The sequence below is a fragment of the Carnobacterium viridans genome (genome assembly GCF_900102725.1).
Taxonomy (GTDB): domain Bacteria; phylum Bacillota; class Bacilli; order Lactobacillales; family Carnobacteriaceae; genus Carnobacterium_B; species Carnobacterium_B viridans.
In genome coordinates this window covers 1090980-1117365 of the sequence record NZ_FNJW01000008.1, presented here as the reverse complement: position 1 = coordinate 1117365, position 26386 = coordinate 1090980, and the positions used below count along the sequence as shown (strand labels likewise).

The following is a 26386-nucleotide window of genomic DNA, read 5'->3' as shown; positions in this document are numbered from 1 at the left end:
AAGTATTTTATATATAAATAAAATTAATCCGAAGGCTAAAGCTAAGTAGCTTAATTGCATTAAAAATCTACCTATAATTGTATGAAGTACATTATTCAAAAGAAACGTTACAGTTGCATATGAAATTGCTACAATCCAAAATATTTTTTTGTTTATTTTCATTACGTCTCTCCTTCTATACATGAAATAATCCATTTTTATTGTTATACTGCTTGAAAAATGAGTACAACTATTTTTTAGTGAAAACTTCTAAAGTTTTTTCGGTCATATAGTAATACTGAAATCGCTGTTAGTAGTTTGATTTTTTGCTTACTTCGTAAATGAAAAACATTATCTTCTAGAGACATCTGAAATAATTAATACTCCTCCAATCAGCAAGCCAATAAACAGCCATAATCCTAAGATAGTAAGGGTCAATACTCCAATTACATTCCTTGGTGCATGACTTAATTCACGAAAAAGCTGACTCATTTCTCCATAATCATAAATAAGATTTTTTATTGCATTGAATCCTATAAAAAGTAAAGCATATAAAAAACCTTCTTTTAATCGAATTAATTTAGTTTTTTTCATTTTCATTGTCATTCCTTTATCCTTCAATCCATTCTATTTTTTAATTATTCTAGATTATTATCTCCTATCAAATCAACGAACTAACTAAAGGAAAACAGACTAAATTTAAACGTTTAGCAACCTTAAGCGGAATGATAGACATCTTTATTTCTATCATTGTAATCTTAATTCTCTTAAAAGTAAAAACAGAAGTGATTCTACTCTTTGCATTTATTCCCTATGCAAATGGTTCTTTTTTTCTAGCTACATAGAAAAAAATTACGACTTAGCTATTAATTAGATTATTGGAAAATGCAGTATGAGCCTTATTGACAGCATGAGAACGGACTACATCAGTAAATTAGCCAAAAACAGCAGTGCATAACAATGGATTCAAAGTAACAACGGTTGTAACTAAACACAAACCAAAGTAACTATTTATGTTAGAGGCGAGATGATGTTTAATAAATATAAATTTTTTACAGAAAACCACAATATGCCTATGTCATATTGTTAAAGGTATTTACTAGTTTTTTTGATATTTTAATTGAGTATCTAATAAATAAAAACTTTATTGGTGCAGGACTATATAGCTCTATAGGGATTACTTTAATTGGAATTTTAATTAGCTCACTAATCATTATTTATGAATAAAAAATGATAAAAAGGTTAAAATTAAATGTGTAATGTGTTAAGGTAAACATACTTTAAATTTTTGGGGGTATATTTATGCAAAGAAACAAAATAGGCGTGTTGTCTATAGCACTTACACTAACCGCTGCACTAACTGCAGCTTGTGGAGGAGCTAACGGCGATACAAAGTCAACAAGTTCAGGTGAATCAAGCAATGGGGAAAATCTTGCAGCAGATTAAAGTATTTCTGTTGGAGTATTAAATGAATTATCAACGGGGGACACCTTGCTGGTATCGGATATTGGAACGAATACGGCAATGAATCAATACTTAGAAGGTCTCTATCGATTGGATGAAAATAATCAGCCGATTCCAGCTCTTGCCGAAGAAACAATCGTATCGGAAGATGGTTTGACCTATACCTTTAAACTTAAAGAAGATGCCATGTGGTCAAATGGAGATCCAGTCACGGCACATGATTTTGTGTATGCTTGGAGACAAGTTGTCAATCCTGAAAAGGCTGCCCCATATTCCTATATGTTTACTTCAGTGGTAAATGCAGAAGAAATTATTAATGGCGAAATGCCACCAGATGAACTAGGTGTAGAGGCAGTCGGAGACTATGAATTTAAGGTTCAATTAAACGTGCCAGTCTCTTACTTCTTAGGCGAAATGGCCTTTATGCCTTTCTTCCCTCAAAATCAAACATTTGTAGAAGAAATGGGTTCAGATTATGGGACAAGCAGCGATACAACACTTTCAAATGGACCATTTATTTTAACCGGTTGGGATGGAACAAACCAAGCCTGGAGTTATGAAAAAAATGAAGACTATTGGGATGCGGAAAAAGTCACTTTAGAGAGCATTAATGTTCAAGTGATTAAAGAGGTTTCAACAGCGCTGAATCTATTTGAGTCAGGTGGGATAGATGACGCCATTCTTTCAGGTGAAATTGCTAAACAATTTGTAGATCATGAAGCTTATGTAGTTGAACCAGAAGCTCGTACAAATTTTCTGCAATTTAATTATACTGATGTACCAATGCTTTCTAATGCAAAATTGAGAGAAGCTTTCTCTTTGGTATTAAACCGTGAAGAATTAGCAAATACGATCTTAGGAAATGGTTCGCTTCCAGCAAAGGCACTTGTTCCACATGATTTTGTCACAAACCCTGTTACTGGAAATGATTTTGCAGACGATGCAGGAGATTTGTTGACTTATGATAAAGAAAAAGCCATACAACTTTATGAAGAAGCAAAAGAAGAGTTAGGAACAGATACGATTGAGATAGCGTTGGTTGCAGATGATGATGAAACAAGCAAGCTTGTAGGACAATACGTTCAGGGAGAATTACAAAACAACTTTGAAGGGTTAACCATTAATTTGACAAATGTACCGAAGAATAACCGAATTGAAAAAGGTCAATCTGGTGATTTTGATATGATTTTAGGCGGTTGGGGTGCAATATTACCTGATGCTATCAACTTGTTGGATATCATGAACAGCGAAACGACTTTCAACAATGGACCATATAAAAATGAAGAAGTCGATCAATTGTTAAATGATGCAGAAACAGTCAATGCGAATGATGTAGAAACCCGTTGGCAAAATATGTTGGATGCTCAAGGTATTATGTTAGATGAAAAAGGGTTCATTCCTTTGTACCATACAGCAGAAGTGCATTTACGCAATCCAAAATTAAAGGGTGTTGAAGTTCATTCCGTAAGTTCTCGTTACGATTACCGCAATGCTTATGTTGAAGAATAGGAGAATAAAAAATGAATGAACGCTTACTCGAACGATTCGTCAAGTATGCTAAAGTCAATACACGGTCTGATATGAATAGTCAGACCGTTCCAACCACTTATTCACAAGTTGAATTTGCTTTAAAACTAGCTGAAGAATTGAAAGAAATAGGGTTAGAAGAAGTTGAATACAACGAATCGAATGGATTTGTAACAGCCACATTGCCGAGCAATTTGCAGCATAAAGTTCCGACTATTGGATTTATTGCTCATATCGATACGGCCGATTTTAATGCAGAAAATATTCAACCACAAGTCCACACAAATTATGATGGCAAAGATATTTTACTGAATGAAAAATTAGGAATCGTCATATCAACAACGGAATTCCCACAACTAGCGAATTATGTGGGGAAAACGGTGATCACAACCGATGGGACAACTTTATTGGGAGCAGATGATAAAGCAGGAATGGCTTCTATCGTTACGGCGATGGAAGAATTTATCCAGCATCCAGAACTTCCGCATGGAAAAATACGGGTTGCTTTTGGACCAGATGAAGAAATTGGCCGAGGTGCATTGCTATTTGATGTCGACCATTTTCAAGCTGATTTTGCGTACACATTAGACAGCGGAGTAGTTGGGAAATTCGAATACGAAACATTTAATGCAGCTCAAGCAGAACTGACAATTAAAGGAACTAGTGTGCATCCTGGAACAGCTAAAGACAGTATGGTCAATGCGTTGTTAGTTGCTGCTCAATTTGCCACAGCATTGCCGCAAGAAGAAGTTCCCGAAAAAACAGAAGGCTATCAAGGATTTTACATGCTTTCTAGTCAAGTGGGAACGATTGATGAAGTCAAAGCAACCTACATTATTCGGGATCATGATAAAGAAACTTTTGAAAACCGGAAACAGTACTTCGCGGCATTGGTTGATCAGTTCAATAAAACCTTTGATCAGCCACGTATTGGCTTGAAGTTATACGATCAGTATTACAATATGCGTGATATCATTGAAAATGACTTATCTATAGTAGAGTTAGCCTTAGATGCCTATAAATCATTGGGTATTGAACCAGATGTAAAAGCTTTTAGAGGCGGGACAGATGGCAGTATCATTACCTATAAAGGATTGCCTACTCCAAATATCTTTACCGGTGCTGAGAATTTGCACGGCAAGTATGAATTTGTTTCGTTAGAAGGCATGGAGCAAGCCGCTCAAGTTGTTATTGAGATCGCTCGGATGAATGCAGAAAAGTAGAGATTACACAAAATAAGACTCGGTAGTACTGGGTCTTTTTTTGTTTAAAGTAAATAAATTTGGCAACCGATAAATGAGTAGTGTTATACTAGATGGGTAATTCTATTAAACGAAGTAAATAAAGTACTGGATGAAGGAGCGCGATAAAATGGCACAAGAAGAATTGAAAAATAGAGCAGATGTCTCTGAAGCATTGACTTGGGATCTTACAGGTTTATACCCAACGAAAGAAGCATACGAAACAGCAGTTGCAGAGCTGAAAAAGGCTGTTGCACAGTTCAGTACAACTTATGAAGGCAAATTAACAAATGCCCAAACCATTCGTGCAGCTTTAAAAGAATACGAAGCGATCATGCAGACGGCTGACTGGACAAATCATTATGCCTTTTTGCCAGCCACGACTGATTTAACAAATCCGGCAAATACTGAATTGTCTCGTTCAATGGACAATGTTTTAGCAGAAGTAGGCGCACAGTTATCGTTTTTTGATTCAGAATTAAAAGCAGCAGATACAGCTGTTTTAGACCAAGTCGAAACAGAAGAGCCGCAATTTGCTTCTTTTATTCGTCACATTAAAGAAGATAAATCGATTCAGCTGGACCCTAAAGTCGAAAAAGCACTAGCTCAACTTTCGCCTGTTCTTGGAGCGCCTGAAGCCATTTATGAACAAGCTCGTTTGGCCGACATGGATTTTGGAACGTTTAGTGTAGCAGGAAAAGAATACCCATTAAGTTTTGTGTTATACGAAGATCACTACATGTACCATGCGGATACAGCTATTCGACGTGCGGCATTTGACAAATTTTCGGCAGTTCTGAGCGATTATCAAAATGTTGTGGCAGCTGCTTATTACACGCAAGTACAAAAAGAAAAAACGATTGCGACAATGCGTGGGTTCGATTCTGTTATTGATTATCTTTTATATGATCAAGAAGTCGACCGTGATTTATACAATCGCCAGATCGATCGCATTATGAATGATTTAGCTCCGGTTATGCAAAAATACATTACCCACGTTAAAGAGGTCAATGGGCTGGACAAGATGACTTACGCCGACTTGAAAATTGACTTAGATGCTGATTATTCGTCAACGATTACAGTAGAAGATTCAAAAGAAGTTGTAGCAGATGCACTGAGTGTTTTAGGACAAGAGTATGTTGACCTTGTTATGAAAGCTTATCCAGAACGATGGGTAGACTTTGTCCAAAATAAAGGGAAATCAACCGGTGGATTCTGTACTTCACCATACGGCAAACACCCTTATATCTTGATGTCATGGAATAATCAACTATCTGATGTGTACACATTCATTCATGAAATAGGACACGCTGGACAAGGAATCCTTTCTGCTGAAAACAACAGCATCTTGGGAGCAGAACCGTCTCTTTATTTAATAGAAGCACCATCAACATTTAATGAATTGTTGTTGACTGAATCGTTGCAACGCAAAAGCGAAGATCCACGTGAAAAACGCTATGCTTTATCAAACATGATCTCGAACACGTACTTCCATAACTTTATCACTCATTTATTGGAAGCTGCTTATCAACGTGAAGTTTACCAATTGATCGATGAAGGCAAAAGTTTTGATGCTGCCAAATTAAGCGACATTAAACGCTCTGTATTGAACCAATTCTGGGGAGATGCCGTTGAGATCAATCCGGGGGCAGAATTAACTTGGATGCGCCAAAGTCATTACTATATGGGATTGTATTCATACACGTATTCTGCAGGGTTAACGATTGCAACTCAAGCCTTCTTACGGATTAAAGAAGAAGGACAGCCAGCTGTAAAAGAATGGTTAGAATTTTTAGCTCTTGGAGATCAGTATCGTCCAGCGCCAGCTGCTAAAATGGCAGGTGTAGACATCACTACTGATAAACCTTTATCAGATACGATTCAGTATTTAGATGAATCCGTGAATACGATTATTACCTTAAGTAAAGAAATAACCATTTAAAGATAGCTAGTGGCAAAATATTTAGCCTAAAATTCATTCTTGATTTTGATGATTTTTCATCAGGATTTAGAATGAATTTTTTATTTGCTTGCAGTTTCGTGCCACTCTTTCGAGGAATGACCGTTCACAAAAGAGTTGAGCAGAAAACAGGTGTCACTCTTATATGGAACAGCGCTTCATGAAAGAGTGACACCAAAAAAAAGCGCACTGGTCCATTCAAAGACAAACCAGACCAAAAAAAAGCCTTTGCTCTTAAGGCAAAGGCTTGAAAAGGGATATAACTATTTATTTATGGGGGTAAATAAATAGAAAAGAAAAGAAAAGGTTTAAGGTTTGGTATGTCTTTAGTATAACTAGTGGATGTGAAAAAATAATGCTTTTTTCGCCTCATTTTATGATGACGAATGAAAGAAAATGTGAAGATTTTAGGACTATTGCTTCAATTGATTTAAGCCATTAAAAGCGTGTAAATTGTAAAAGCTATAAAAACAATGATCAACACATTAAGGATAAATAACAGAATGGTGTAAGCTTGGTTTCTAGATTTTGTTGCTAATACCAATGATAGTGTGTTTAATAAAACTGCGACAATCAGCACACCAAGAAAAATTGGAAAACTAAACAATGAAAATTGATTTTGAATAAAAATAGAGACGATTGTTAAGATGAAAGAAATAGAAATTAAAACCATTGGCCATTTGGTGGTATTTTTTTTAGTGTTATACATAAGTTTGAACTCCAGTCTTTTTATGAACTATCGATAAACTTAAGTATACAATTTGAGAATCTGCTTCACAATAGTTTCTTAGAAGAAGACTTATTTTTGTAAGAATAGTCATGAAGCAGTTAGAATCAATATAGCTAGAAAAAAAGACCGCTACCCGGATTAGAGTAGAGGTCTTAGAAGATCAGTTTCAGCTCTTTGTCAAATGGTGTTGAGAAAACAAAATAAAATTTCTTCTGGAATAGACGGGTTTGCTTGTGGAGATCCATGGGAACGTCTGAAGCGCTAACGTTTTGTCCTTCGCATTGAATCCAATGCATGACTACAAGCAAACCTATTCCTCCAGAAATATCGTGTAATCAATTAGCTACACTAAAAAGTATAGAGCCTTATTTTCTTCGTTTTGTCTTAATAAGACTTTGGTATAGTGAAGAAAATGCGGCAAATAGAATACCGGTTATTGGAAAAATGATCCAAGCTGTTCCCCAAGCATTATAGATAAAACCTAAAAGCAGGTAAACAGCCGTAGCTAATGGGAATATGACCCCTGCAATGGTATCCGTCAGTTTACTGGCAATAATTTTTTCAGGTTGATAGTCTCCTAGCGAAAGGAGTTTTTCATAAGTGGAGTACAAAATGCCATAGAAGACAAACAAGAAAACACCAACGGATACAAAACCAAGCAGAAAAATAACAGACCACGCGTTATCGTCTCCCAGGAGAACAATTGCGAGCAATAAAGAAATAGGGGCTAAGATACATAGAATAACTCCAGCTGCAATTGCTTTTGCAAAACTAGGCTTGAATTCTTGCATTTCGCGATCCAAGTGGACACGTGTAGTAGGATCAAGAATAACTACTTTTTTATCAAGGTTGTATTGCTCTTCTTTTAAACCAAAGATAATAAAAATCCCAACAGCAATAGCGATTAAAATAAAAAGCGGAATAATCGATAAGAGATTTATGCCTTCCATATTTGCTGGAGAATTAAATGAAAACAAATTTGCAAGTTCATTGAATGAGAGCATCACAGCTGGAGCGAGAATACAAAGAACAACTCCTGTTGCAATTCCTAGTCCAAATTTTGTCCGATGCTGCATAAAGTCCTCAACTTCTGCCTCTGATAAAAAGACAGAGTCCTTGTCAACTTCTTCCGATTCCTTCTCTAAATTGTACTCTTCAATAATTTCATCGATATTGCCAAATTCGGAGAGGACAGTTCCAATCGCTTCATTCTCACTTTGACCTTCTGATTTTAACTGAAGGTACTTATCTTCCATATTGGTAAGCATATCTTCTTTAAGTTGGTACATCTCGGGAGTGCGTGGCAATTGAACAAAAACTGACTCGACATAACTTTTAATTGTATCCATTTTTATGATTCCTCCTCAATAAATCTATCCATCACATTTTTTGTATCCAGCCATTCTCTTACTTTATCGCCATACGTTTTCTTACCTAACTCCGTAATTCGGTAATAGGTTCGAGGCTTGCCATTGGTTTCGGTACTAGAATAAGATTGAATGAGAGCACTTTTTTCTAATCGATTAAATGCAGAATAGAGAGTGGTTTCTTTCATAATATATTTTCCGTCTGTTATTTCTTTAATTGTATTTGAAATTTGATAGCCATAAGAGTCTTCTTTCATCAAAATAGACAATAGAATTAAACTATTAAATCCTCGCATGACATCACTTGATATCACATCATCACCCCGTTTTTTACTTCATCTATCGTAGTAATGTAAGTATACTCCTTTTACTACGACAGGTAAAGTAATTAGAACGAAACGGGCAAATAAAAAAAGAGACAGCTTATAGAAAGCTGATCTCTTAACTAAATTAATGGCTTGATACGTTTACTATTTTTTTAGAACGAAAGATGTTTAAGATAACGGTTCCTGTATGAAAGAAAAAGACGATTGTCGAATACCCCATTAAAAAAAGAATGAAATTATCTGTGGGGATATTTAACTCATCATACAAAATACCAGAGAAAAAAGAAGCGAAAATGACTGTTGTAAAGGTAGTTAATGAAGGAATCCATAACAATAGTAAATTCTTTATTGAAGTTTTCTTTCTTTTGTTCATCAAGAAGGAGACCACCAACAACACGGTTAAGGTAATGCTTAAAAACACAAAAATATTTTGAAATGAAGACCAATATAAGTTATAAATAGAATGCATTGTCAAAATCCTTTCTTCCGTTAAAATTTTTATTTGTATTCTTTATTATGTTGTAAGCGTACATTATAACTTTTGTTATGCCTAGATAGAAGTTGATAAATTAATGAAAGAGAGTGGGACAAAAAGTGTTTAGACCCGAATCACTGGAACGAATAAGCGCAGTATGGTCATCGACCATCGAGCATTATTCGTGAAGTGGACGTCGGGTTTACTTTTTGGAGCACGTTTTAGAGTGAATAGTCGTAAATAGAGAAGAGGCTGGGATTTTTGTCCCAGCCCCTAATTTGTTGATTACCTTAATTTTTTATTATTTAAGAAAATTAATAAGTATTGAAGAAAAAGTATGATGACGAGAACAGTCATTGTTCCTGTTTTTCCTTCTGTTGTATTTAATAAATCTGAAAAAGTATCTAGCCTGATTAGAATTCCTAAGATAGCAGAAGTTGATAAAACTGGGATGAAAAATGACCATAATTTTTTATCCGTTTCTTTATAAAATAGATAGAGTAAAATGACAGAGATAAAAATGATTATGAAAATTCCTAGATTGCCATTAAGATTTAATTTTAATGTCGTAGAAACATAAGAACCCAGTGTAAAACCAAGTATGACGCCTAGACCAAGTAATAACAGAAAAAATGATTTGAATAATTTGTTTTTATAACAATATAAGTTAAGTCCTAAAATCCATAATCCAAAGAAAGAAAAAAGCATCCAGTAGATTCCAATCATTATAAATCGACCTATATCTAATCCTTCTTCTGGAAGAATAAGCGCTAGCAAAATACAAATGATACTGTAAACACCTAGTGAACTTAGAAAGATTTTTAAGGTATCAAGTAAGTTAATAGGCAATTGTTTAATAATTTCATCAGCAAAATTTTTAGGATTTTTACCAAAATATTGTTCTGCAGAAATACCTTGATTTTGTGCATCTAAAATATCGTGTAAGACTTCTAATAACAACTCTTCACTTTTTTTTTCATCCCTAAATAATGACATCACTCTAACGTAAATAACTAAGTTTCCGTAGTATTCATTGTTTTCTTTTGTTAAGGTTTCTTGTAAAGTAGCGTTTTCTTTTATTAGATCACTTGTTTTCATTTCATTCACGTCCTTCAATCAAATTATCAACACTGTTCTTAAGATTATGCCATTGTGTAATAAATTCATTTTTTTCTGCTAATCCTGTACGAGTAAGAGAATAATATTTTCGTTGAGGACCTGTATCAGACGGCTTCATTGTTCCTTTAATCAGCTTCTTTTTCTCAAGCGAGAGCAGAAGAGGGTAAATCGTCCCTTTAGGTATATCGCTAAAGCCAAAGTCTGTGAGTTTTTCACTCAATTTGTAACCATATAGTTCTTCTTGAGAAAGTAAGAGTAGAATGCTGCCTGATAAAATACCTTTCAGCATCTGGGAGTTTACTTTGCTGTCCACGGAATTCCTCCTCTAGTATGTTTTACAAGTTAGTTATACCAAATATATGCTAGTTTGTAAAGCAAGTTAGTTGGTGGCTTTATTTATTTTGAAGGTTACCAAGTATTATAGTAAGATAAAGGTGTTTTTAAAGAGGGTAATCAATAGATTAAGGAGATTAAAATATGACAATCAAACAAGTAGATGGTTATGGTTCGTATTTTCGATCACAATTAAAAAAAATATTTGCTGGTGGACTATCAAAAAAAGAGCAAGAGGATATTTATTTAGATTATATGCTTTGGCATTTATGCAGTTATCAAAAAGTTGACTGTTTAAGTGGAAATACTGCAGTGGAGCGTTTTGAAAAAATAAAAAAGAAGAAAATTTCATTATTTTTCCAATTTTCTAATACTGTTTTTGTAGTCGAAAACGAAGTAAATTTTAACAGTGCAAAATTAAATGAAACAGTGCAGTATTTTGATAGCTGGGAAGTAAGTGATTGTTATGTAATGGATCATTATGGAGAATGGTGTTTTATTACTACTCATGAACAAGACTATGGACTAGGACCGTATTTTATAGAAAATAACCGCTAACAATAAATTTTGACTGGTAATAGATTAAAATACCAAATGAAACTGACTGTAAAAAAAGATGGATCAATCTTCAATAGATTAATCCATCTTGCTTATTCAAATAGATATAGAGACATTTTTTCAATGTCATTCTTTTGATGGAAAAAGGTTATACTCTAGGTGGTAAATTTCTGCCAAAGACAAAAGCTAAAGCTGCAACGACTATACCAACTAGAATAAATAGGGTTCCAATAATTGGATCGCCAGACTTAACAGGTCCAAAATAACCAAAAATAATGATAATGATACCAACGATTAATAAAATTTTTCCTAAAAGATTAAACATAGCACATACCTCCGTTACTGTATTTGTCTAGTTAGTATAACAAAAAAAGGTGAAGGGAAATAATAATACGAATGCAATGGCAATAAAACAAAATGAACTAAGAGAAAATAATAAGACAAAAATAATAGCACTTCTTTGACGAGGCTAGTTGATTTGACTATACTAAATATGAGCGAGCATAAAACTTGTTCAAAAGTCTAAAAAAAGAAAGAAGGAGAAATTTGTGAGTAATTTATTTCCAGTAGGACGTGATTTCATGAATTTTGGCAGAAACTTTTTCGAAGACCCTTTTGATCACTTGTTAGAAAGTACATCGAACTTTAATGTAGATATTCGCGAGGAAGAACAAGCTTATGTTGTAGAAGCCGAGTTGCCAGGCATGTCTAAAGATTCTATTCAATTAAAGTATGAAGACAATGTATTGTCCATTGGCGCAACTCAAGAAGAAAGCAAAGATGAAAAAGACGATAAAGGCAATTACATTCGTAGAGAACGTTCAACTAAATCTTACAGCCGTCAATTTCTTTTGAAAAATGTCAAAGAAGAAGAGATTAATGCATCTTTTGAAAATGGAGTTTTAACGGTTACTTTACCTAAAAAGGATTCAGACGAAACAACTCCTAAACAAATTGAAATCCAATAAATACAATATTATTAAGAGTAGTTGAGAGGAAGTTTCTCGATACTCTTTTTTTACATAGACAGACGTAGCTTTTTACAAATTGTAAGTAAAAACAATTGAAAAAAGATGGCCGTTCTTTTACCATTAGAAGAATAATGTTAGTTGCTTAAAAAAATAAATGAATGAAGAAGTAGGAGAAAATTTATGAAACCAAAATACGATTCACTGTTTGAACCTTTTACATTTGCATCAGGAGTTAAAATTGATAACCGCCTGTTTATGGCACCAATGACGACAAACTCTTCATTTGAGAATGGCATGGTCACGACTGATGAAAAAGATTATTATAAAAGACGTGTTGCTGGACTAGGCGCTGTGGTGACTTCGTGTGCTCAAGTCATGGAAAACGGACGCTTTGCTGGATCATTAAGTGCAGCATCTGACGACCGAATCGACAGTCTTGCGGGGTTAGCAAAAACGATTCAAAATGAAGGTCCCAAAGCTATTTTACAAATTTTCCATGTAGGAAGACTTGGCTCAAAAAGAACGTTACGAGGTGAGCAGCCGGTTAGTGCAAGTGCTGTCCCGATTGATTTTGAAGGAGCCGAAGTACCTAGAGCGTTAACAGATAAAGAAGTACGTGAATTAGTGGATGCTTTTGGACAAGCGACTAGAAGAGCCATTCAAGCGGGGTTTGATGGAATCGAATTGCATGGAGCAAATAATTATTTGATTCAACAATTTTTCTCTCCACATTCCAATCAAAGAGAAGATCATTGGGGCGGATCGCTTGAAAAACGAATGAACTTCCCATTAGCTGTTGTTCAAGCTGCAAAAGAAGCGATTCAAACCTATGCGGAGAAGCCTTTTATTTTTGGCTACCGTATTTCCCCTGAAGAAATAAAAGAACCTGGGATTACGATAGAAGATACCTTACATTTAGTAGCTAAGTTAAAAGAACAAGGATTGGATTACATTCATGTTTCAACAAACAAATGGACACAAGGTTCGGTTCGTGATTTATATGAAACGACACCCGTAGTCCAACGGATCCAAGAACATGTTGGGAAAGATTTTCCGATTATTGGAGTCGGCTCAATTATAACGCCAGATGATGCTGTGGAAACAATGGCATTAGGCATACCACTTGTAGCGATTGGAAGAGAATTAGTTGTGGAACCAGATTGGATTCAAAAAGTGAAGTTAGGAAATGAAACAGCTATCCGTAAAAAAATCAAACCAGAATACCGTGAAGATCTCACTTTGCCAGATGCAATGTGGGAGTATATAGAAAGTAGACCAGGTTGGTTTCCAATTGTGGATTAAGAATTCCAAACAATCATCAAAAAGGCTTTTCACTTTAAAGTGAAAGCCTTTTTTTTCTAAAATACGAACATTAGAAAGTGAAAAAACATGAAATGATTCGTTTTTAAGTCTTTACATCACATGAATTTGAGGTTATACTACAAATGAATCATCAATAAGCGAAGTATGATTAACTTTAAAAAATAAATGTTCGTATTTAATAGGAGGGTTATTTTGGAAGAAAGAATGAAACAGCCAGCAGGAACAAGTGTGTTACCGAAAAGAGGAGGAAGTAAAGCAAAGGTTACGCCAAAACCTGAATCGAATCTTATTTATCAAGTAGACGATAAACCAGGAATTATCTTGATGACACTTTTAGGTTTTCAAAATATATTAACTGCTTTTGGTGGAATTGTTGCGGTTCCTTTAGTTATTTCTGGTATGGCAGGTTTTGGGATCGCCGATACTTCTTATATGATCAGTGCTGCTTTGCTGGGCTCAGGCGTTGTTTCAATCATTCAATCTAAAGGATTTGGACCAAAATGGTTTCGTGTAGGAGCTGGACTTCCAACAATTATGGGAACCGATTTTGGATTTGTTGGTCCTGCTAATGCGGTCATCAACACGATGGGTGGAGGTATTGCTGGTTATTTCGGTGGGACTATGATGGGCGCCGTTTTAGAAATTATCTTGAGTTATTTTATTAAACCGCTAATGAAATTTTTCCCTCCTGTTGTTACAGGTACCGTTATTTCACTGATGGGATTAACGTTGATGCCTGTAGCCTTTGATTGGGTGGCTGGTGGAGTTGGTGCAGCCAACTACGGTTCGCCTCTTAATCTAGCAATTGCTACTATTGTATTTTTATTGATTGTTGTATTGAATCACTATGGCAGCGTCAAAATTGGCCCTGCTGCTGTACTGATTGGTATTGTAGCTGGTTATATTATGTGTATCCCACTTGGATTGGTGGATTTTAACCAAGTTGCTCAAGCCAATTGGTTCGCTATGCCACAATTATTTAAGTATGGTGTTAATTTTGATTTGAAATTTGCCATTCCATTTATTTCTGGTTACTTAGTAACCGTTATCGAAACTGTAGGTGTGATGCAAACAATTGGAGCAGTCACAGAAACAAAACTAACCGATGAAGACATTGCAAATGGTGTCCGTGCTGATGGTGTCGGTTCATTTATTGGACCTGCAATGGGATCAGGCCCAGTAGCTACTTTTAGTCAAAATGCTGGATTGATTCCTTTGACTCGTAATGCTTCTCGTTCCGTTGCAATTACTGCGGGTGTTCTTTTAATGGCAATGAGTTTCCTGCCAAAATTTGCTACATTGGTTTCTATTATGCCAATGGCGGTATTAGGTGGAGCAGGAGTCTTGATGTTCGGAAATGTAGCCGCATCTGGTGTTAAGTCACTGTCACGTGTGAATTTTGACAACCGTAATTTAGTTATAGTAGCTGCAGGTTTAGGCGTTGGACTTGGTGTAGCTTTCCGTCCTGAAGTCGTTGCTGGACTGCCTGGAATTCTTAATGGATTGTTCTCATCAGGAATTTCAGCTGGAACAATCGTTACACTAGTATTAAATATTATTTTAAAAGAAACACCAACAATGGAACCTCAGGAAGTTTAATAAAAAAGAAACTGTTCATCACTCTAGGTTATAAGGTGATGAACAGTTTTTTTGTTGTAGGGATTCTAGTTCTTTCCTTGAATGAACGCTATTTTTTACTATAATAAGTCATTTTACGTGATAAATGACTCTGGTAATTTTTTTTTAAGATAATACGAATACGTTCTTTGGAATAGTTTTTTCCACACCAATCGTAAATCTGGTTTGTTGTCATTAAATTATCAGGAAAGAGTAGTTTGAGTTCTTTTGTACTTCGCTCAATTTCGGTTGTAATGGTTTTTTTGTGTCCGCATGCAGTACAAAGGTAATTTTGTCTAGTAGTTGTATGACTAAGCGAAAAGCAAGTAGGGCACAAAATCCCTTTCTTCAGTTGCCCCAATTGATAGGTAGGTAGATTATCGGGGCGATAATCTTCATTATGTAACTCTTTAAGTTTATGCGCTAAATCCAACTGTTCCTGTTTTATCGATAAGATTTGATTGGATAGAGTACTAAGATGTTTAGGCAATTGATAGGAAAACAAGAAATGTTTATTTGGCAGGATAGAGTAGAGAGTGAATTCCAGATTAATAAAAACAACCATTGGGTGTATGGGAAATCGGTATCCTAGGCGAAGCAGCACGTTTTGTAAATAGGTCACGCTTCTATCGATTTGCCTTAATGGGTTAAGAATTTGATAGCCTGATTCTGTGAAAAAAAATTTTCTTTATAAAAGTAGGAACCGGTATAATTTTTTACTTCATATAAATAAATAGAATCATTTGCAATAAAGAGAGAATCAATTTGAAAAACGGTGTCTTTATAATGTAGAACAAGATCATTTAGTACATAGCCTGATTGGTTAAATTGACCCATATAGAAATCAAATTGTTTTTCACCAGCCCAACCTTTCACTTGATTCTCATATTTTAGTTGTTCTTCAACAGGTAAGTTCATGCGAAAATTTAAAGATTCCAATACACGATGAGTAAGCGACTTTGTTCGTTCTTTTAGTATCATGATTTTCGTGCGCTCCTTAAATTTAATCGTTCTCTCTTAATATAAGAAAAAATTAGCGAGAATCATTTTTTATGTAAGGTATTTTTTGCAAATTGAGTCCTCATGGAACAGTGACAAGGAAAAGAAGCTTCAGTTGTCCATGAAACTGCATTTAACGGACAACTGAAGCAAGAAATGGTCTTCATTTATCCATTAAAAGGTCTTTCATGGAAGAGTGAATCATAAAACTACACTCACTTAGCTATTAAATGACATTTATATGGAAGAAAGAGTATTCAGAAGCCGGTATTATGATTTGATCGAGGAACATTTTTATTTTAGTAAAAAAAGTGTAGAAGTGGTATACTGAAAACGATTTCTTATAGAGAAGAAAGAGGGTTGATGGATATGAAAAGAATGTTTTTAGGGAAAAGTGAGTTAATGGTACCAAATATTGCATTAGGATGCATGTCGATGGGTAAACTATCACCTGACGAAGCTAGTAAAGTCATCAATAATGCATTAGACCTTGAAATTGATTTTTTTGATTTAGCAGATATCTATGGTGGAGGAAAAGCTGAAGAAATATTTGGTAAAGTAATCGAAATGGATCCCTCTATACGAGAAAAAATGTTAATACAATCTAAAGTAGGGATTCGAAAAGGCAGCTATGATTTTTCAAAAGAGCATTTGATTGAAAGTGTAGACGGTGTTCTTAAACGGTTGCAAACAGATTACTTGGATGTTTTGTTGTTACATCGTCCAGATACATTAGTAGAACCTGAAATCGTAGCAGAAGTTTTTGACGAATTAGAAAAAAGCGGCAAAGTCCGCAACTTTGGAGTCAGCAATCACAATTCTTATCAAATTGAGTTATTGAAAAATTATGTTCAACAACCACTTGTTGCAAATCAATTGCAATTTAGTGTGATGCATACCGGAATGGTCGATGCGGGAATAAATGTCAATACGAAGTTCGATAGTGGCATCAATCGAGACGGTGGAGTGCTGGATTATAGCCGTTTGGAAGCTATGACTATACAAGCTTGGTCACCGATTAAGAGTGGTGGAGATATTTTTGTGGACAACAAAAATTATCCGGAAGTAAATGCTAAATTGAAAGAAATTGGAGAACGCTATGGCTTATCTAATTCAGCAACTGCTATTGCTTGGATCTTGCGTCACCCAGCTAACATGCAGGCCATTGTAGGCACGATGACTCCCGATAGATTAACAGATTACAGCAAAGCTTCCGAAGTGCGGATGACTCATGATGAATGGTATGAAATCTATCGAGCAGCTGGAAATGAAATGCCTTAAAAAGATAGCGTAATTTTTTACAAATTGAATTATAAAGAACCTCTTTTGATTAAAAATCAAAAGAGGTTCTTTTTTTATTATATGGAGGAAGTTGCAGGAAGCTCAGAACAACTTGCCAACCTAGCTGAAAACCTAACTGAAATGGTTAGTCATTTCAAACTATAAAAAGGTTAGAAATTAAGTTGAAAAAACTTGGTTTTATACCAACTTAAGATCTCACTTTTCCATGGAAGAGTGAAATCTTTTTAGTGCTTCACTTCGCCATGAAAGTTAGTTTCAGGGCGAAGTGAAGCACATTTAAGGCGTCACTCATCCGTAAAGAGTCGTTTAATAGACGAGTAAAGCTACTTTTAGGTTCCACTCATCCATGAAAAGGCATTTCATGGATGAATGGGAACCTTCAGGCAAACGCAAAAATAAACGATAAAAAAACATTCTTATTCTGATGAAGAGACCATCAAAATAGGAATGTTTTTTTATAGAGTAGAAAGAAGTTCTTTGAATCGCTGTCTAAATTCTCTGCGGTTCTCATCTGTAAATGGTTTTGGACCCTTTGTTCGTTTGCCGCTTTTTCGAACCATAGCACTCAAATAACGGGATTGCAGCAATTGGTCGATATTTTCTGATGTGTACATATATCCTGTATGGTGAAGAACAATGCACCCTTTTCCCAATCCTAACGAAGCTAATCCGTAATCTTGTGTGATAAGGATATCGTCTTTTTCGATTAATTTTATGATCCGATAATCTGCAGCTTCAGCTCCGGTATCAACATAAACGGTATTTACTCCCGCAGGCTGTTCTTTGGTCGAGAAGTGCGAGATACTGGTTACAAGTGTGACAAGTATATTCTTTGTTAAAGCTTCTTCAATAATGATATTTTTTACTGGACAGGCATCTGCATCGATATAAATCTGCAAGAGTTCACCGACTTTCTACTTATTTTTATTCTCTTAGTATAGCAGTTTCTAGCGTATATGTTTAGGATTACTTTAGAATACTGTATGATGGAGGCAAAGAGGAAATGGAGCTGAATAACATGACCAATAACCTTTATACGTTTGAGCTTTCAACAGAAGAAAAACAATCGTTTATAAACATTGATGAGTATTTGCAACAAGCTTTATCTAGAAGTGGGATAAAGAATGGACTAATGTTAGTGTTTTGCCCACATACTACAGCAGCGATAACCATTAATGAAAATGCAGATCCAGATGTCAAAACGGATTTGGTTTAGGATTAAATCAGACGTATCCCAATAAAGAAGAGTATATACATATGGAAGGAAACTCAGATGGGCATATGAAATCGTCCGTTCTAGGAGCAAGTGAAACCTTAATAATTTCTAAGGGACGTTTGGTTTTAGGGACCTGGCAAAGTCTTTATTTTTGTGAATTTGACGGACCTAGAGAACGAAATTTTATGGTGAAAATCATTGAAGGATAGAATAACTAAATAGTATTTAGTAGAATAGCTAAAAGTATTGTAGTTTAAAATTAAATGGTGTACAATATGATTGTGCACAACTTATTTAGGAGGAACAAGAATGGAAGGAAACAACTTTTTATTAGAAGAACAGTTATGTTTTTCAACTTATGCTTTGTCAAAACAGTTTACGAAGCTTTATCGTCCGGTATTAGAACCCTATTCTCTTACGTATACCCAATATGTAACATTGCTTGTACTATGGGAAGAATCCGATCTGAGTGTTCAATCATTAGGAATAAAACTTGGACTGGATAGTGGAACATTAACACCGATGCTGAAGCGTATGGAGGCAAATGGATTTATTACTCGAAATCGTCATCCGGAAGATGAAAGAAAAGTAATCATTGCCACTACTTCAAAAGCTGATGATTTAAAGGATGAGTTGCTTGAGAAGGTTTCTGCCTGTCTGGCCCTGTTAAATTTGGATGAAAAAGAATATTTTGATATTTTAGGAAAAATAAATGAACTAACAAAAATTTTAGGAGGAATTAATCATGACTGAATCAAAATTAATGTACCAAACAACTGCAATCAATACAGGCGGGCGTAACGGCGAAAGTCATCTGCCTGATGGTTCATTTTCTGTAAAAGTATCTACACCAAAACAAATGGGCGGACCTGGTCAAGGGAGTAACCCAGAACAATTATTTGCTCTAGGCTACAGTGCATGTTTCAATTCAGCACTAGAAATTATGCTCCAACAAGCTAAAATTCAAGCTAAATCTGAAGTTACAGCAGAAGTTTCTTTAAATTCAGACCCAACAGATAAAGGCTTCAAACTATCTGTCGTACTTACTGTTGCTATTGAAGGACAAGACCTTGAAACAACCCAAGAATTAGCAGAAAAAGCACATGCATTCTGTCCATATTCTAAAGCTGTTCAAAATAATATCGATGTTGAAGTAAAAGCAGTAGAATACAAATAAGAACTTAGCAAAAAAAACTAATCTGAAAAAGTAAGGTGTAAAAACCTCTTTTGTTCAGGTTAGTTTTTTTGTTTTTATGTAAAACTTTTTTGAAATAAAGGGGCTAATTTTTTTTCTAAATCATCATTAGATTTTTCAAGAATGATATCAGATAAACAAGCACATAATAGTTGGGCTTCCTGTTCCGTATTTAAGATAATCAAACAAGTATCGAAGCTAGCAATTGTACCAGCAATTGCCGGTATTTTTAATTCGTCCATTAAAGAAGCAATAATTCTTGGATGAGTTGGTTTAACAAAAAGTGTAACAAAAAAATGAACACACGATATGCTTACTGCATAGTTATGTAACGCTTTTTCTAGTCTGTAGTATAGACTTTTTTCGATAAAAGTGTCGTGGAAAAAAGTATATTTTGTTGTTCGATCTAATTGTGTTACTTTGATTAAGTTTAATTCTTTTATATCTCTAGAAAGAGTTGCTTGTGTAGTTTGAATATTTTCTTTTTTCAGGTAGTCCATTAATTCTTGTTGTGTAGCAATACTGTGATCGAGAATGAGTTTTTTTATCGTAAATATCCGATCTTTTTTCTTCATGTTTTCTCTCCTTTCTAAAATAAAATTAGTTAATAAAAAATGTATAAAGAACACTCTTATACAGTATAAAGATTCGTTATATAGTGAATATTCTATAAAAAGAATATATATGAAAAAGGAAAAAAATAATGTGATGAAATCGACATTTTAAGTGCGAACTTTAAACTTTCATATAAAAAATGTAAACGGTATTATAGATGTGTAATCAATAAGAAGCATTAAGAAAGGAAGGTTAAATACAATGACAACACCCATTCATGTAATGTCTGAGATTGGAAAATTGAAGACGGTATTATTGAAAAGGCCAGGAAAAGAAGTAGAGAATTTGACCCCTGAAATTATGGAGCGCTTGTTATTTGACGATATTCCTCATTTACCGGTTATTCAAAAAGAGCACGATGCCTTTGCCCAAGCATTAATTGATCGCGGAGTTGAAGTGCTGTATTTGGAAAAACTAGCAGCAGAAGCAATCGATGCTGGTAAAGTAAAAGAAAAATTTGTTGACCGGATTTTAGATGAATCAAATATTGAAACAGATGGTGTTAGAGAAGGGCTAAAGAAATACCTGCTCAGTTTTGATACACAAGAAATGGTTGATGCTATCATGGCAGGTATTCGGAAGAAAGATGTCAGTATTGAAAGCCATCATTTAGCAGACGTGTCAAGTGAAGAAGTTTACCCATTCTTTATGGATCCAATGCCAAATCTTTATTTTACTCGAGATCCAGCTGCGGCAATTGGAAAAGGACTAACGATCAATCATATGGCTTTTGAAGCTCGTAATAGAGAATCGCTGTTTATTGAAGCGATCATGAACTATCACCCAAGATTTGCTGATCAAGGTGTCGAAGTATGGCGAGATCGTAATCATACGTCTCGAATTGAAGGCGGGGATGAACTGGTCTTAAATGATAAAGTACTAGCTATTGGTATCTCTCAACGAACTTCAGCTAAAGCTATTGAACAACTAGCAATCGAATTGTTTGAACGCAACTCTAATTTTGAAAAAGTATTGGCAATAAAAATTCCTAATGTCCGTGCAATGATGCATTTGGATACAGTGTTTACAATGGTTGACTATGATAAATTTACCATTCATCCTGGCATCCAAAAAAATAATGGTGAAGTAGACACGTATATTTTAGAAAAAGGGGGAGAACCTGGAACAGTGAAGATGACCCAGCGTTCAGATCTGCAAGAAATCTTGCGAGAAGCTCTTGATGTACCAAAACTAACATTGATTCCATGCGGTGGCGGAGATGCGATTGCTGCTCCTCGTGAACAATGGAATGATGGCTCTAACACATTAGCTATCGCTCCTGGAGTAGTGGTCACTTATGATCGCAACTATGTTTCGAATGCCTTGTTAAGAAGTCACGGAGTTGAAGTAATTGAGATTGCTTCCAGTGAACTGTCTAGAGGTCGCGGTGGTCCACGATGCATGAGCATGCCTTTGATTCGGGAAGATTTACCAAAATAATAAGAATGGTTTTAAAAATCAGACAGAAGTATATGGAGGAATAGGTAATGACAAAACAAGTATTTCAAGGACGTAGTTTGTTAGCTGAAAAAGATTTTACAAAAGATGAATTGATGTATTTAATCGACTTATCCGCGCATTTAAAAGAGCTGAAAAAGAAAGGAATCCCACATCATTATTTAGAAGGGAAAAACATTGCCTTATTGTTTGAAAAAGCTTCTACACGTACGCGGGCTGCTTTTACGACGGCTGCGATTGACTTAGGCGCACATCCTGAGTATCTCGGGAAAAATGATATCCAGTTAGGAAAGAAAGAATCTGTTGAAGATACAGCACGAGTACTCGGAAGTATGTTTGATGGAATTGAATTTCGCGGGTTCAAACAAAGTACCGTAGAACAATTAGCAGAATTTTCAGGTGTTCCCGTATGGAATGGATTGACGGATGAATGGCATCCAACGCAAATGATCGCAGACTTTTTGACGGTGAAAGAGAACTTCGGTCGGCTTGAAGGTATCACTCTGACATATGTTGGAGACGGGCGTAATAATATGGCAAACAGCTTGTTGGTTACAGGTGCGATTTTAGGTGTGAACATTCGAATCGTCTCACCTGAATCTTTATTCCCAGAAAAAGAATTAGTCGATATGGCTCAAACGTTTGCTGATCAATCTGGTAGCAAGCTGATGATTACAAAAGATGTTGCAGAAGGCGTTAAAGGGGCAGATGTGTTATACACCGATGTATGGGTATCTATGGGTGAAGAAGATAAGTTTGCAGAACGGATTGAGTTACTGACTCCTTACCAGTTAAATATGGATATGGTTCGTGCAACTGGCAAAGATGACATGATTATTCTACACTGTCTGCCAGCCTTTCATGATACCAATACTGACTATGGAAGAGATGTAAAAGCAAAACACCATATTGATGCGATGGAAATTACGGATGAAGCATTCAGAAGCAAACATGCACGTCAGTTTGAGCAAGCTGAAAATCGGATGCACTCTATCAAAGCTATTATGGCTGCAACACTAGGAAACTTGTTCATTCCTAAAGTCTAGTTCACAAAATAAATTGTATGAATCCGCAAGTATGAGAAGAGAGAGTTCTTATACTTGTGTTCATATGAGCAATCGAAAGCCACACTTTAGTTTAGGCTACACAGTAAAGTCGTTAAAACTGAGGAGGAAAAATCGTGGAAGATAAAAAAGTAGGCTTGGTTCCTTTAATTGCTTTAGTTGTAGGTTCCATTATTGGTGGTGGAATTTTTAATTTAATGTCCGATATGGCTGTAGAAGCTTCTGTAGGTCCGGTAATCATTGGTTGGATTATAGCCGGCGTAGGAATGGGTTTCTTGGCATTTTGCTTTCAAAATTTATCTGCTAAGCGCCCTGACTTGGATGCTGGGATTTATAGTTACGCTAAAGAAGGATTCGGAAAATATATGGGATTCAACTCAGCTTGGGGTTATTGGTTGTCAGCGTTCCTAGGAAATGTTGCTTATGGGACGTTATTATTCAGCTCAATTGGTTATTTTTTTCCTGTATTTGGAGACGGTCAGAACTTAGCTTCGGTTATTGGCGCGTCTGTCATGCTATGGTTGGTTCATGCACTTATATTAAAAGGAGTTGAAACGGCTTCCTTTATCAATGCAATCGTCACAGCAGCAAAATTGATTCCGTTAGCCATCTTTTTTGTAGCCATGTTTGTAGCCTTTAAATTAGATGTTTTTACAGCTGATTTTTGGGGAACGATTTCTGGGAATTTTTCATTTAAAGAAGTTATGGATCAAGTTCAAGGTACGATGTTAGTTACAGTATGGGTATTTATTGGTATTGAGGGAGCAGTTGTCTTCTCCGGTCGAGCTAAGCGCAAATCTGATGTTGGTAAAGCGACTATTATCGGTTTAGTAACCGTGATTGCCATTTACCTACTCACAACAATTTTATCAATGGCCGTTTTAACTAGACCTGAATTAGCCGACTTGCCTCAACCTGCAATGGCTTATTTGTTAGAAAGTGTCGTTGGCAAGTGGGGCGCGGTGTTGATCAATATTGGTGTAATCATTTCTGTGTCGGGCGCTTGGCTTGCTTGGACTATGTTTGCAGCTGAATTGCCATTTCAAGCAGCGAAACAAGGTGCCTTCCCTAAATTTTTTATTAAAGAAAATAAAAATGGTGCACCCGTTAATTCATTATTGTTTACAAATATACTAATTCAATTGTTCTTGTTTACTTTTTTAATCAGTTCAAGAGCTTATAATTTCGCTTTTTCATTGGCTTCATCAGCCATTTTAATTCCTTATGCATTTACAGCATTTTATCAATTAAAACTGTCGGTAATGGAAAAAAATGGCACAAAACGACGGAATCAAAATATTTTTATTGGAATAGTGGCTAGTATTTATGCTGTTTGGTTGATTTATGCAGGTGGAGTGGATTATTTATTGCTGACCATGTTATTGTACGCACCAGGAATCATTATTTATGCTTGGGTACAAAAAGAAAATAAAGAAAAAATATTTACTAAGAGTGAATGGATAGCGGCAGCAGTTATTGTGCTTCTTTTTATACTAGCGATTATACAGATTGCAAATGGTTCAATTGATATCAGTAATATGTAGAGGAGTGTGCTAATGATGGCAAAAAGAAAAATCGTTGTTGCTTTAGGTGGGAATGCGATTTTGTCAAATGATGCAAGTGCGCAAGCACAACAACAAGCGCTTGAAAAAACAGCGGAATATTTGGTGAAATTTATTGAGAATGGTGATGACTTGGTTATTTCACATGGCAACGGACCACAAGTAGGGAATTTATTATTGCAACAGATTGCAGGAGATACACCTCATAATCCAGCTATGCCATTAGATACTTGTGTAGCTATGACACAAGGAAGTATTGGGTACTGGATGCAAAATGCACTTGGGCGGGCCTTAGGGAAACGGAACATAGATAAACAAGTAGTCTCATTGATTACTCAAGTCATTGTTGATGAGACAGACCCTGCCTTTGAGCAGCCAAGTAAACCAGTTGGACCATTCCTGTCTAAAGAAGAAGCTGAATCAGAAATGGAACGATCTCAAGCTGTTTTTAAAGAAGATTCTGGAAGAGGCTGGCGAAAAGTAGTTCCTTCTCCAAAACCAATCAGTATTAATGAGCATATTGTGATCAATCAATTAGTCGAAAATGGAGTCATTCCAATAACGGTTGGTGGAGGTGGTATTCCAGTCGTAAAAAAAGGCAACGAGCTAAGAGGTGTTGAAGCTGTAATCGATAAAGATTTTGCCTCTCAAAAACTAGCAGAGTTGATACAAGCAGACTTACTGGTTGTGTTGACGGGTGTCAATAATATCTATATCAATTACAATCAACCCAATCAAAAACAACTAAATGAAGTTACGGTTACAGAAATGAAAGGCTATATTGCTGAGCATCAATTTGCTGCAGGAAGTATGCTCCCTAAAGTAGAGGCTGCAATTGCGTTTGTAGAAAATTCAAAAAATGGAAAAGCAATTGTTACATCTTTAGAAAATATCGAATATGTTTTAACAGAAGGAGCTGGAACAATTATTACAAAATAATGTAAGCGCTATTAAAATAAACACATAATAATGCAAACAGAGCCTTTAATCAGAAGGCTCTGTTTGCTTTTATGTTATACTTATGTTGTGAATAAGTTAGCTATCGATAAGTGTTTAAGGACGAATAGTATGAATAGGAGTGTTTTGATGACAACCATTCAAAAAAAGGTAATCAACTTATATGAACTACGATACAAGCCTATTTTTTCAGAATTTACTGATCCAGAATTTAATCTTCTCCGAAAAAATATGTATCTGCGTAAGTATAAAAAAGGGCAAGTTCTTTTTGACGAAGAGGACATCCGCGAAAAAATATTTTATTTAATCAGCGGTTTGGTTAGACTTGAGAAATATGATGAAAGTGCTTTTTATACGTACACCGACTATGTGAAAAAGGAAACATTGTTCCCCTATGGCGGAATGTTTTCTGATGAGGTTTATCATTATTCTGCGTATGCTGTGACAGATATAGAGCTGTATTATATTCCAACAACTCTTTTCGAAAGTCTAATAGAAAAAAATCCTAAACAAATGATTTTTTTCTATCATAAATTATCTAAGATTCTTGAAACTCACGAAAAAAGGCTACAATATATGGTTGTATCAAATGCTACAAATCGAATCATTAAAGCATTAAATTATTTAATGAAAGAGCTGGGAGACTATACAAATCCAACAATGGTCAACATACCTTATCCAATTACGATTAATGAAATAGCAAACATGAGCGGATGTTCAAGAGAAACGGTAGGAAACACGATAAAAAAATTAAAAGAAATGGAAAAATTAGAATACGAACACAAGCTTTTCGTATTTAAAGACCTAGTTTATTTCAATTCTTATACAGAATAAATAGGGAATCTACTAACACTGATTTAAACAGTGTATAGCTAGTAGTTATAAAGCTCTTAAAAAGGAAATTCAACAAATAGTGTTAACAGAATAAAATAAATTTCTTCTGGAATGGACGATTTTGCTTGTGGAGAGCCATGGAACCATCTGAAGCCAAGGACGTCTTCAGACTTTCAAGCCTCAAATAAAGCGTA

Annotated in this window: 30 protein-coding genes; 18 read left to right on the top strand and 12 right to left on the bottom strand. The window is 35.4% G+C overall.

Annotated elements, in window-relative coordinates:
• Window positions 1-330: 330 nt before the first annotated feature.
• Window positions 331-585, bottom strand: a complete 255-nt coding sequence (locus BLT48_RS06720; RefSeq protein WP_035020320.1) for a hypothetical protein — start codon at window positions 583-585, stop codon at window positions 331-333.
• Between the two features lie 696 nt (window positions 586-1281).
• Here BLT48_RS06720 and BLT48_RS14190 point away from each other — a divergent pair.
• The 4 genes from BLT48_RS14190 to pepF all read left to right on the top strand — a co-directional run bounded on the left by BLT48_RS14190 (window position 1282) and on the right by pepF (window position 6153).
• On the top strand, window positions 1282-1425 hold the full coding sequence (locus tag BLT48_RS14190; RefSeq protein WP_226776572.1) for a hypothetical protein: 144 nt from the start codon (window positions 1282-1284) through the stop codon (window positions 1423-1425).
• Between the two features lie 45 nt (window positions 1426-1470).
• A complete protein-coding gene (locus BLT48_RS06710) occupies window positions 1471-2952 on the top strand; it encodes a peptide ABC transporter substrate-binding protein (RefSeq protein WP_226776573.1) in 1482 nt (493 codons plus the stop codon).
• A gap of 11 nt (window positions 2953-2963) precedes the next feature.
• Window positions 2964-4193, top strand: coding sequence for a peptidase T (gene pepT / locus BLT48_RS06705; RefSeq protein WP_089976475.1), 1230 nt, complete (start codon window positions 2964-2966; stop codon window positions 4191-4193).
• Window positions 4194-4341: 148 nt separating this feature from the next.
• Entirely contained in the window at window positions 4342-6153 is a 1812-nt protein-coding gene (gene pepF / locus BLT48_RS06700; protein WP_089976472.1) for an oligoendopeptidase F, read from the top strand.
• A gap of 448 nt (window positions 6154-6601) precedes the next feature.
• On the opposite strand, the gene BLT48_RS06695 is transcribed toward pepF, so the two are convergent.
• The 6 genes from BLT48_RS06695 to BLT48_RS06670 form a co-directional block, all read right to left on the bottom strand.
• Entirely contained in the window at window positions 6602-6880 is a 279-nt protein-coding gene (locus BLT48_RS06695; protein ID WP_089976469.1) for a hypothetical protein, read from the bottom strand.
• 386 nt (window positions 6881-7266) lie between these two features.
• Complete coding sequence (locus tag BLT48_RS06690) at window positions 7267-8250, bottom strand: permease prefix domain 1-containing protein (RefSeq protein WP_089976465.1); 984 nt, start codon at window positions 8248-8250, stop codon at window positions 7267-7269.
• Window positions 8251-8252: 2 nt separating this feature from the next.
• Window positions 8253-8582 (bottom strand): PadR family transcriptional regulator, encoded by a 330-nt coding sequence (locus BLT48_RS06685; protein ID WP_035020315.1) that lies wholly within the window; start codon window positions 8580-8582, stop codon window positions 8253-8255.
• 136 nt (window positions 8583-8718) lie between these two features.
• Window positions 8719-8970, bottom strand: a complete 252-nt coding sequence (locus BLT48_RS13655) for a hypothetical protein (RefSeq protein WP_143019106.1) — start codon at window positions 8968-8970, stop codon at window positions 8719-8721.
• Between the two features lie 384 nt (window positions 8971-9354).
• Entirely contained in the window at window positions 9355-10167 is an 813-nt protein-coding gene (locus BLT48_RS06675; protein ID WP_089976461.1) for a DUF1129 domain-containing protein, read from the bottom strand.
• 1 nt (window position 10168) lies between these two features.
• Window positions 10169-10501: a PadR family transcriptional regulator gene (locus BLT48_RS06670; protein WP_176944089.1), complete on the bottom strand. Its 333-nt coding sequence runs from the start codon at window positions 10499-10501 to the stop codon at window positions 10169-10171.
• Between the two features lie 164 nt (window positions 10502-10665).
• Between BLT48_RS06670 and BLT48_RS06665 the strand changes: the two genes are divergently transcribed.
• Window positions 10666-11079 carry a DUF4275 family protein gene (locus BLT48_RS06665; RefSeq protein ID WP_089976458.1) on the top strand — a complete coding sequence of 138 codons (414 nt, stop codon included), beginning with the start codon at window positions 10666-10668 and terminating at the stop codon, window positions 11077-11079.
• A 148-nt stretch (window positions 11080-11227) separates the two neighbouring features.
• Here the strand turns inward: BLT48_RS06665 and BLT48_RS13850 are convergent, their stop codons facing one another.
• A complete protein-coding gene (locus BLT48_RS13850; RefSeq protein ID WP_176944088.1) occupies window positions 11228-11404 on the bottom strand; it encodes a hypothetical protein in 177 nt (58 codons plus the stop codon).
• A 223-nt stretch (window positions 11405-11627) separates the two neighbouring features.
• Between BLT48_RS13850 and BLT48_RS06660 the strand changes: the two genes are divergently transcribed.
• From BLT48_RS06660 to BLT48_RS06650, 3 genes are all read left to right on the top strand, one after another.
• The gene (locus tag BLT48_RS06660; protein WP_051923321.1) at window positions 11628-12047 is read left to right on the top strand and encodes an Hsp20/alpha crystallin family protein; all 420 of its coding nucleotides are present in this window, start codon (window positions 11628-11630) and stop codon (window positions 12045-12047) included.
• Window positions 12048-12230: 183 nt separating this feature from the next.
• A complete protein-coding gene (locus BLT48_RS06655) occupies window positions 12231-13352 on the top strand; it encodes an NADH-dependent flavin oxidoreductase (RefSeq protein WP_035020304.1) in 1122 nt (373 codons plus the stop codon).
• 213 nt (window positions 13353-13565) lie between these two features.
• A complete protein-coding gene (locus tag BLT48_RS06650) occupies window positions 13566-14972 on the top strand; it encodes a uracil-xanthine permease family protein (RefSeq protein WP_176944087.1) in 1407 nt (468 codons plus the stop codon).
• A gap of 88 nt (window positions 14973-15060) precedes the next feature.
• On the opposite strand, the gene BLT48_RS14185 is transcribed toward BLT48_RS06650, so the two are convergent.
• Window positions 15061-15555: a hypothetical protein gene (locus tag BLT48_RS14185; RefSeq protein WP_244885809.1), complete on the bottom strand. Its 495-nt coding sequence runs from the start codon at window positions 15553-15555 to the stop codon at window positions 15061-15063.
• 74 nt (window positions 15556-15629) lie between these two features.
• Window positions 15630-15971, bottom strand: a complete 342-nt coding sequence (locus BLT48_RS14180; RefSeq protein WP_226776577.1) for a nuclease-related domain-containing protein — start codon at window positions 15969-15971, stop codon at window positions 15630-15632.
• Window positions 15972-16358: 387 nt separating this feature from the next.
• Between BLT48_RS14180 and BLT48_RS06640 the strand changes: the two genes are divergently transcribed.
• A complete protein-coding gene (locus BLT48_RS06640) occupies window positions 16359-17270 on the top strand; it encodes an aldo/keto reductase (RefSeq protein WP_035023945.1) in 912 nt (303 codons plus the stop codon).
• 476 nt (window positions 17271-17746) lie between these two features.
• Here BLT48_RS06640 and BLT48_RS06635 read toward each other — a convergent pair whose 3' ends face one another.
• On the bottom strand, window positions 17747-18190 hold the full coding sequence (locus BLT48_RS06635; RefSeq protein WP_089976451.1) for a YaiI/YqxD family protein: 444 nt from the start codon (window positions 18188-18190) through the stop codon (window positions 17747-17749).
• Between the two features lie 104 nt (window positions 18191-18294).
• Here BLT48_RS06635 and BLT48_RS14320 point away from each other — a divergent pair, with 104 nt between their 5' ends.
• The 4 genes from BLT48_RS14320 (at window position 18295) to BLT48_RS06620 (ending at window position 19684) form a co-directional block, all read left to right on the top strand.
• The gene (locus BLT48_RS14320) at window positions 18295-18507 is read left to right on the top strand and encodes a YjbQ family protein (protein ID WP_267462116.1); all 213 of its coding nucleotides are present in this window, start codon (window positions 18295-18297) and stop codon (window positions 18505-18507) included.
• 41 nt (window positions 18508-18548) lie between these two features.
• Window positions 18549-18716, top strand: coding sequence for a secondary thiamine-phosphate synthase enzyme YjbQ (locus BLT48_RS14315; RefSeq protein WP_267462117.1), 168 nt, complete (start codon window positions 18549-18551; stop codon window positions 18714-18716).
• 100 nt (window positions 18717-18816) lie between these two features.
• A complete protein-coding gene (locus tag BLT48_RS06625) occupies window positions 18817-19260 on the top strand; it encodes a MarR family winged helix-turn-helix transcriptional regulator (protein WP_089976447.1) in 444 nt (147 codons plus the stop codon).
• Window positions 19253-19684 (top strand): organic hydroperoxide resistance protein, encoded by a 432-nt coding sequence (locus tag BLT48_RS06620; protein WP_089976443.1) that lies wholly within the window; start codon window positions 19253-19255, stop codon window positions 19682-19684. Before BLT48_RS06625 ends, BLT48_RS06620 begins: the two co-directional genes overlap by 8 nt.
• Before the next feature lie 74 nt (window positions 19685-19758).
• Here BLT48_RS06620 and BLT48_RS06615 read toward each other — a convergent pair whose 3' ends face one another.
• Complete coding sequence (locus tag BLT48_RS06615; protein WP_035020244.1) at window positions 19759-20277, bottom strand: arginine repressor; 519 nt, start codon at window positions 20275-20277, stop codon at window positions 19759-19761.
• A 241-nt stretch (window positions 20278-20518) separates the two neighbouring features.
• On the opposite strand from BLT48_RS06615, the gene arcA reads away from it, so the two are divergent.
• From arcA to BLT48_RS06590, 5 genes are all read left to right on the top strand, one after another.
• On the top strand, window positions 20519-21757 hold the full coding sequence (gene arcA, locus BLT48_RS06610) for an arginine deiminase (RefSeq protein WP_089976440.1): 1239 nt from the start codon (window positions 20519-20521) through the stop codon (window positions 21755-21757).
• 47 nt (window positions 21758-21804) lie between these two features.
• A complete protein-coding gene (gene argF / locus BLT48_RS06605; RefSeq protein WP_089976437.1) occupies window positions 21805-22821 on the top strand; it encodes an ornithine carbamoyltransferase in 1017 nt (338 codons plus the stop codon).
• Between the two features lie 134 nt (window positions 22822-22955).
• Window positions 22956-24383 carry an arginine-ornithine antiporter gene (gene arcD, locus BLT48_RS06600; protein WP_218123359.1) on the top strand — a complete coding sequence of 476 codons (1428 nt, stop codon included), beginning with the start codon at window positions 22956-22958 and terminating at the stop codon, window positions 24381-24383.
• A 15-nt stretch (window positions 24384-24398) separates the two neighbouring features.
• Window positions 24399-25340 carry a carbamate kinase gene (gene arcC, locus BLT48_RS06595; RefSeq protein WP_089978685.1) on the top strand — a complete coding sequence of 314 codons (942 nt, stop codon included), beginning with the start codon at window positions 24399-24401 and terminating at the stop codon, window positions 25338-25340.
• Window positions 25341-25469: 129 nt separating this feature from the next.
• Window positions 25470-26192: a Crp/Fnr family transcriptional regulator gene (locus BLT48_RS06590; RefSeq protein WP_226776578.1), complete on the top strand. Its 723-nt coding sequence runs from the start codon at window positions 25470-25472 to the stop codon at window positions 26190-26192.
• The last annotated feature ends 194 nt before the right edge of the window (window positions 26193-26386 follow it).

What these genes read in the sequence shown, in the direction of transcription:
- BLT48_RS14320 (WP_267462116.1), top strand. Translation starts at nt 18,295, where the DNA reads ATGGAGCTGAATAACATGACCAATAACCTTTATACGTTTGAGCTTTCA.
- arcC (WP_089978685.1), top strand. Translation starts at nt 24,399, where the DNA reads ATGGCAAAAAGAAAAATCGTTGTTGCTTTAGGTGGGAATGCGATTTTG.
- BLT48_RS14190 (WP_226776572.1), top strand. Translation starts at nt 1,282, where the DNA reads ATGCAAAGAAACAAAATAGGCGTGTTGTCTATAGCACTTACACTAACC.
- BLT48_RS06625 (WP_089976447.1), top strand. Translation starts at nt 18,817, where the DNA reads ATGGAAGGAAACAACTTTTTATTAGAAGAACAGTTATGTTTTTCAACT.
- BLT48_RS06590 (WP_226776578.1), top strand. Translation starts at nt 25,470, where the DNA reads ATGAATAGGAGTGTTTTGATGACAACCATTCAAAAAAAGGTAATCAAC.
- BLT48_RS06665 (WP_089976458.1), top strand. Translation starts at nt 10,666, where the DNA reads ATGACAATCAAACAAGTAGATGGTTATGGTTCGTATTTTCGATCACAA.
- BLT48_RS06690 (WP_089976465.1), bottom strand. Translation starts at nt 8,250, where the DNA reads ATGGATACAATTAAAAGTTATGTCGAGTCAGTTTTTGTTCAATTGCCA.
- pepF (WP_089976472.1), top strand. Translation starts at nt 4,342, where the DNA reads ATGGCACAAGAAGAATTGAAAAATAGAGCAGATGTCTCTGAAGCATTG.
- pepT (WP_089976475.1), top strand. Translation starts at nt 2,964, where the DNA reads ATGAATGAACGCTTACTCGAACGATTCGTCAAGTATGCTAAAGTCAAT.
- BLT48_RS06615 (WP_035020244.1), bottom strand. Translation starts at nt 20,277, where the DNA reads ATGAAGAAAAAAGATCGGATATTTACGATAAAAAAACTCATTCTCGAT.
- BLT48_RS06695 (WP_089976469.1), bottom strand. Translation starts at nt 6,880, where the DNA reads ATGTATAACACTAAAAAAAATACCACCAAATGGCCAATGGTTTTAATT.
- BLT48_RS06655 (WP_035020304.1), top strand. Translation starts at nt 12,231, where the DNA reads ATGAAACCAAAATACGATTCACTGTTTGAACCTTTTACATTTGCATCA.
- BLT48_RS06675 (WP_089976461.1), bottom strand. Translation starts at nt 10,167, where the DNA reads ATGAAAACAAGTGATCTAATAAAAGAAAACGCTACTTTACAAGAAACC.
- arcA (WP_089976440.1), top strand. Translation starts at nt 20,519, where the DNA reads ATGACAACACCCATTCATGTAATGTCTGAGATTGGAAAATTGAAGACG.
- BLT48_RS13850 (WP_176944088.1), bottom strand. Translation starts at nt 11,404, where the DNA reads ATGTTTAATCTTTTAGGAAAAATTTTATTAATCGTTGGTATCATTATC.
- BLT48_RS06640 (WP_035023945.1), top strand. Translation starts at nt 16,359, where the DNA reads ATGAAAAGAATGTTTTTAGGGAAAAGTGAGTTAATGGTACCAAATATT.
- argF (WP_089976437.1), top strand. Translation starts at nt 21,805, where the DNA reads ATGACAAAACAAGTATTTCAAGGACGTAGTTTGTTAGCTGAAAAAGAT.
- BLT48_RS06720 (WP_035020320.1), bottom strand. Translation starts at nt 585, where the DNA reads ATGACAATGAAAATGAAAAAAACTAAATTAATTCGATTAAAAGAAGGT.
- BLT48_RS14315 (WP_267462117.1), top strand. Translation starts at nt 18,549, where the DNA reads ATGGAAGGAAACTCAGATGGGCATATGAAATCGTCCGTTCTAGGAGCA.
- BLT48_RS06620 (WP_089976443.1), top strand. Translation starts at nt 19,253, where the DNA reads ATGACTGAATCAAAATTAATGTACCAAACAACTGCAATCAATACAGGC.
- BLT48_RS14185 (WP_244885809.1), bottom strand. Translation starts at nt 15,555, where the DNA reads ATGGTTGTTTTTATTAATCTGGAATTCACTCTCTACTCTATCCTGCCA.
- BLT48_RS14180 (WP_226776577.1), bottom strand. Translation starts at nt 15,971, where the DNA reads ATGATACTAAAAGAACGAACAAAGTCGCTTACTCATCGTGTATTGGAA.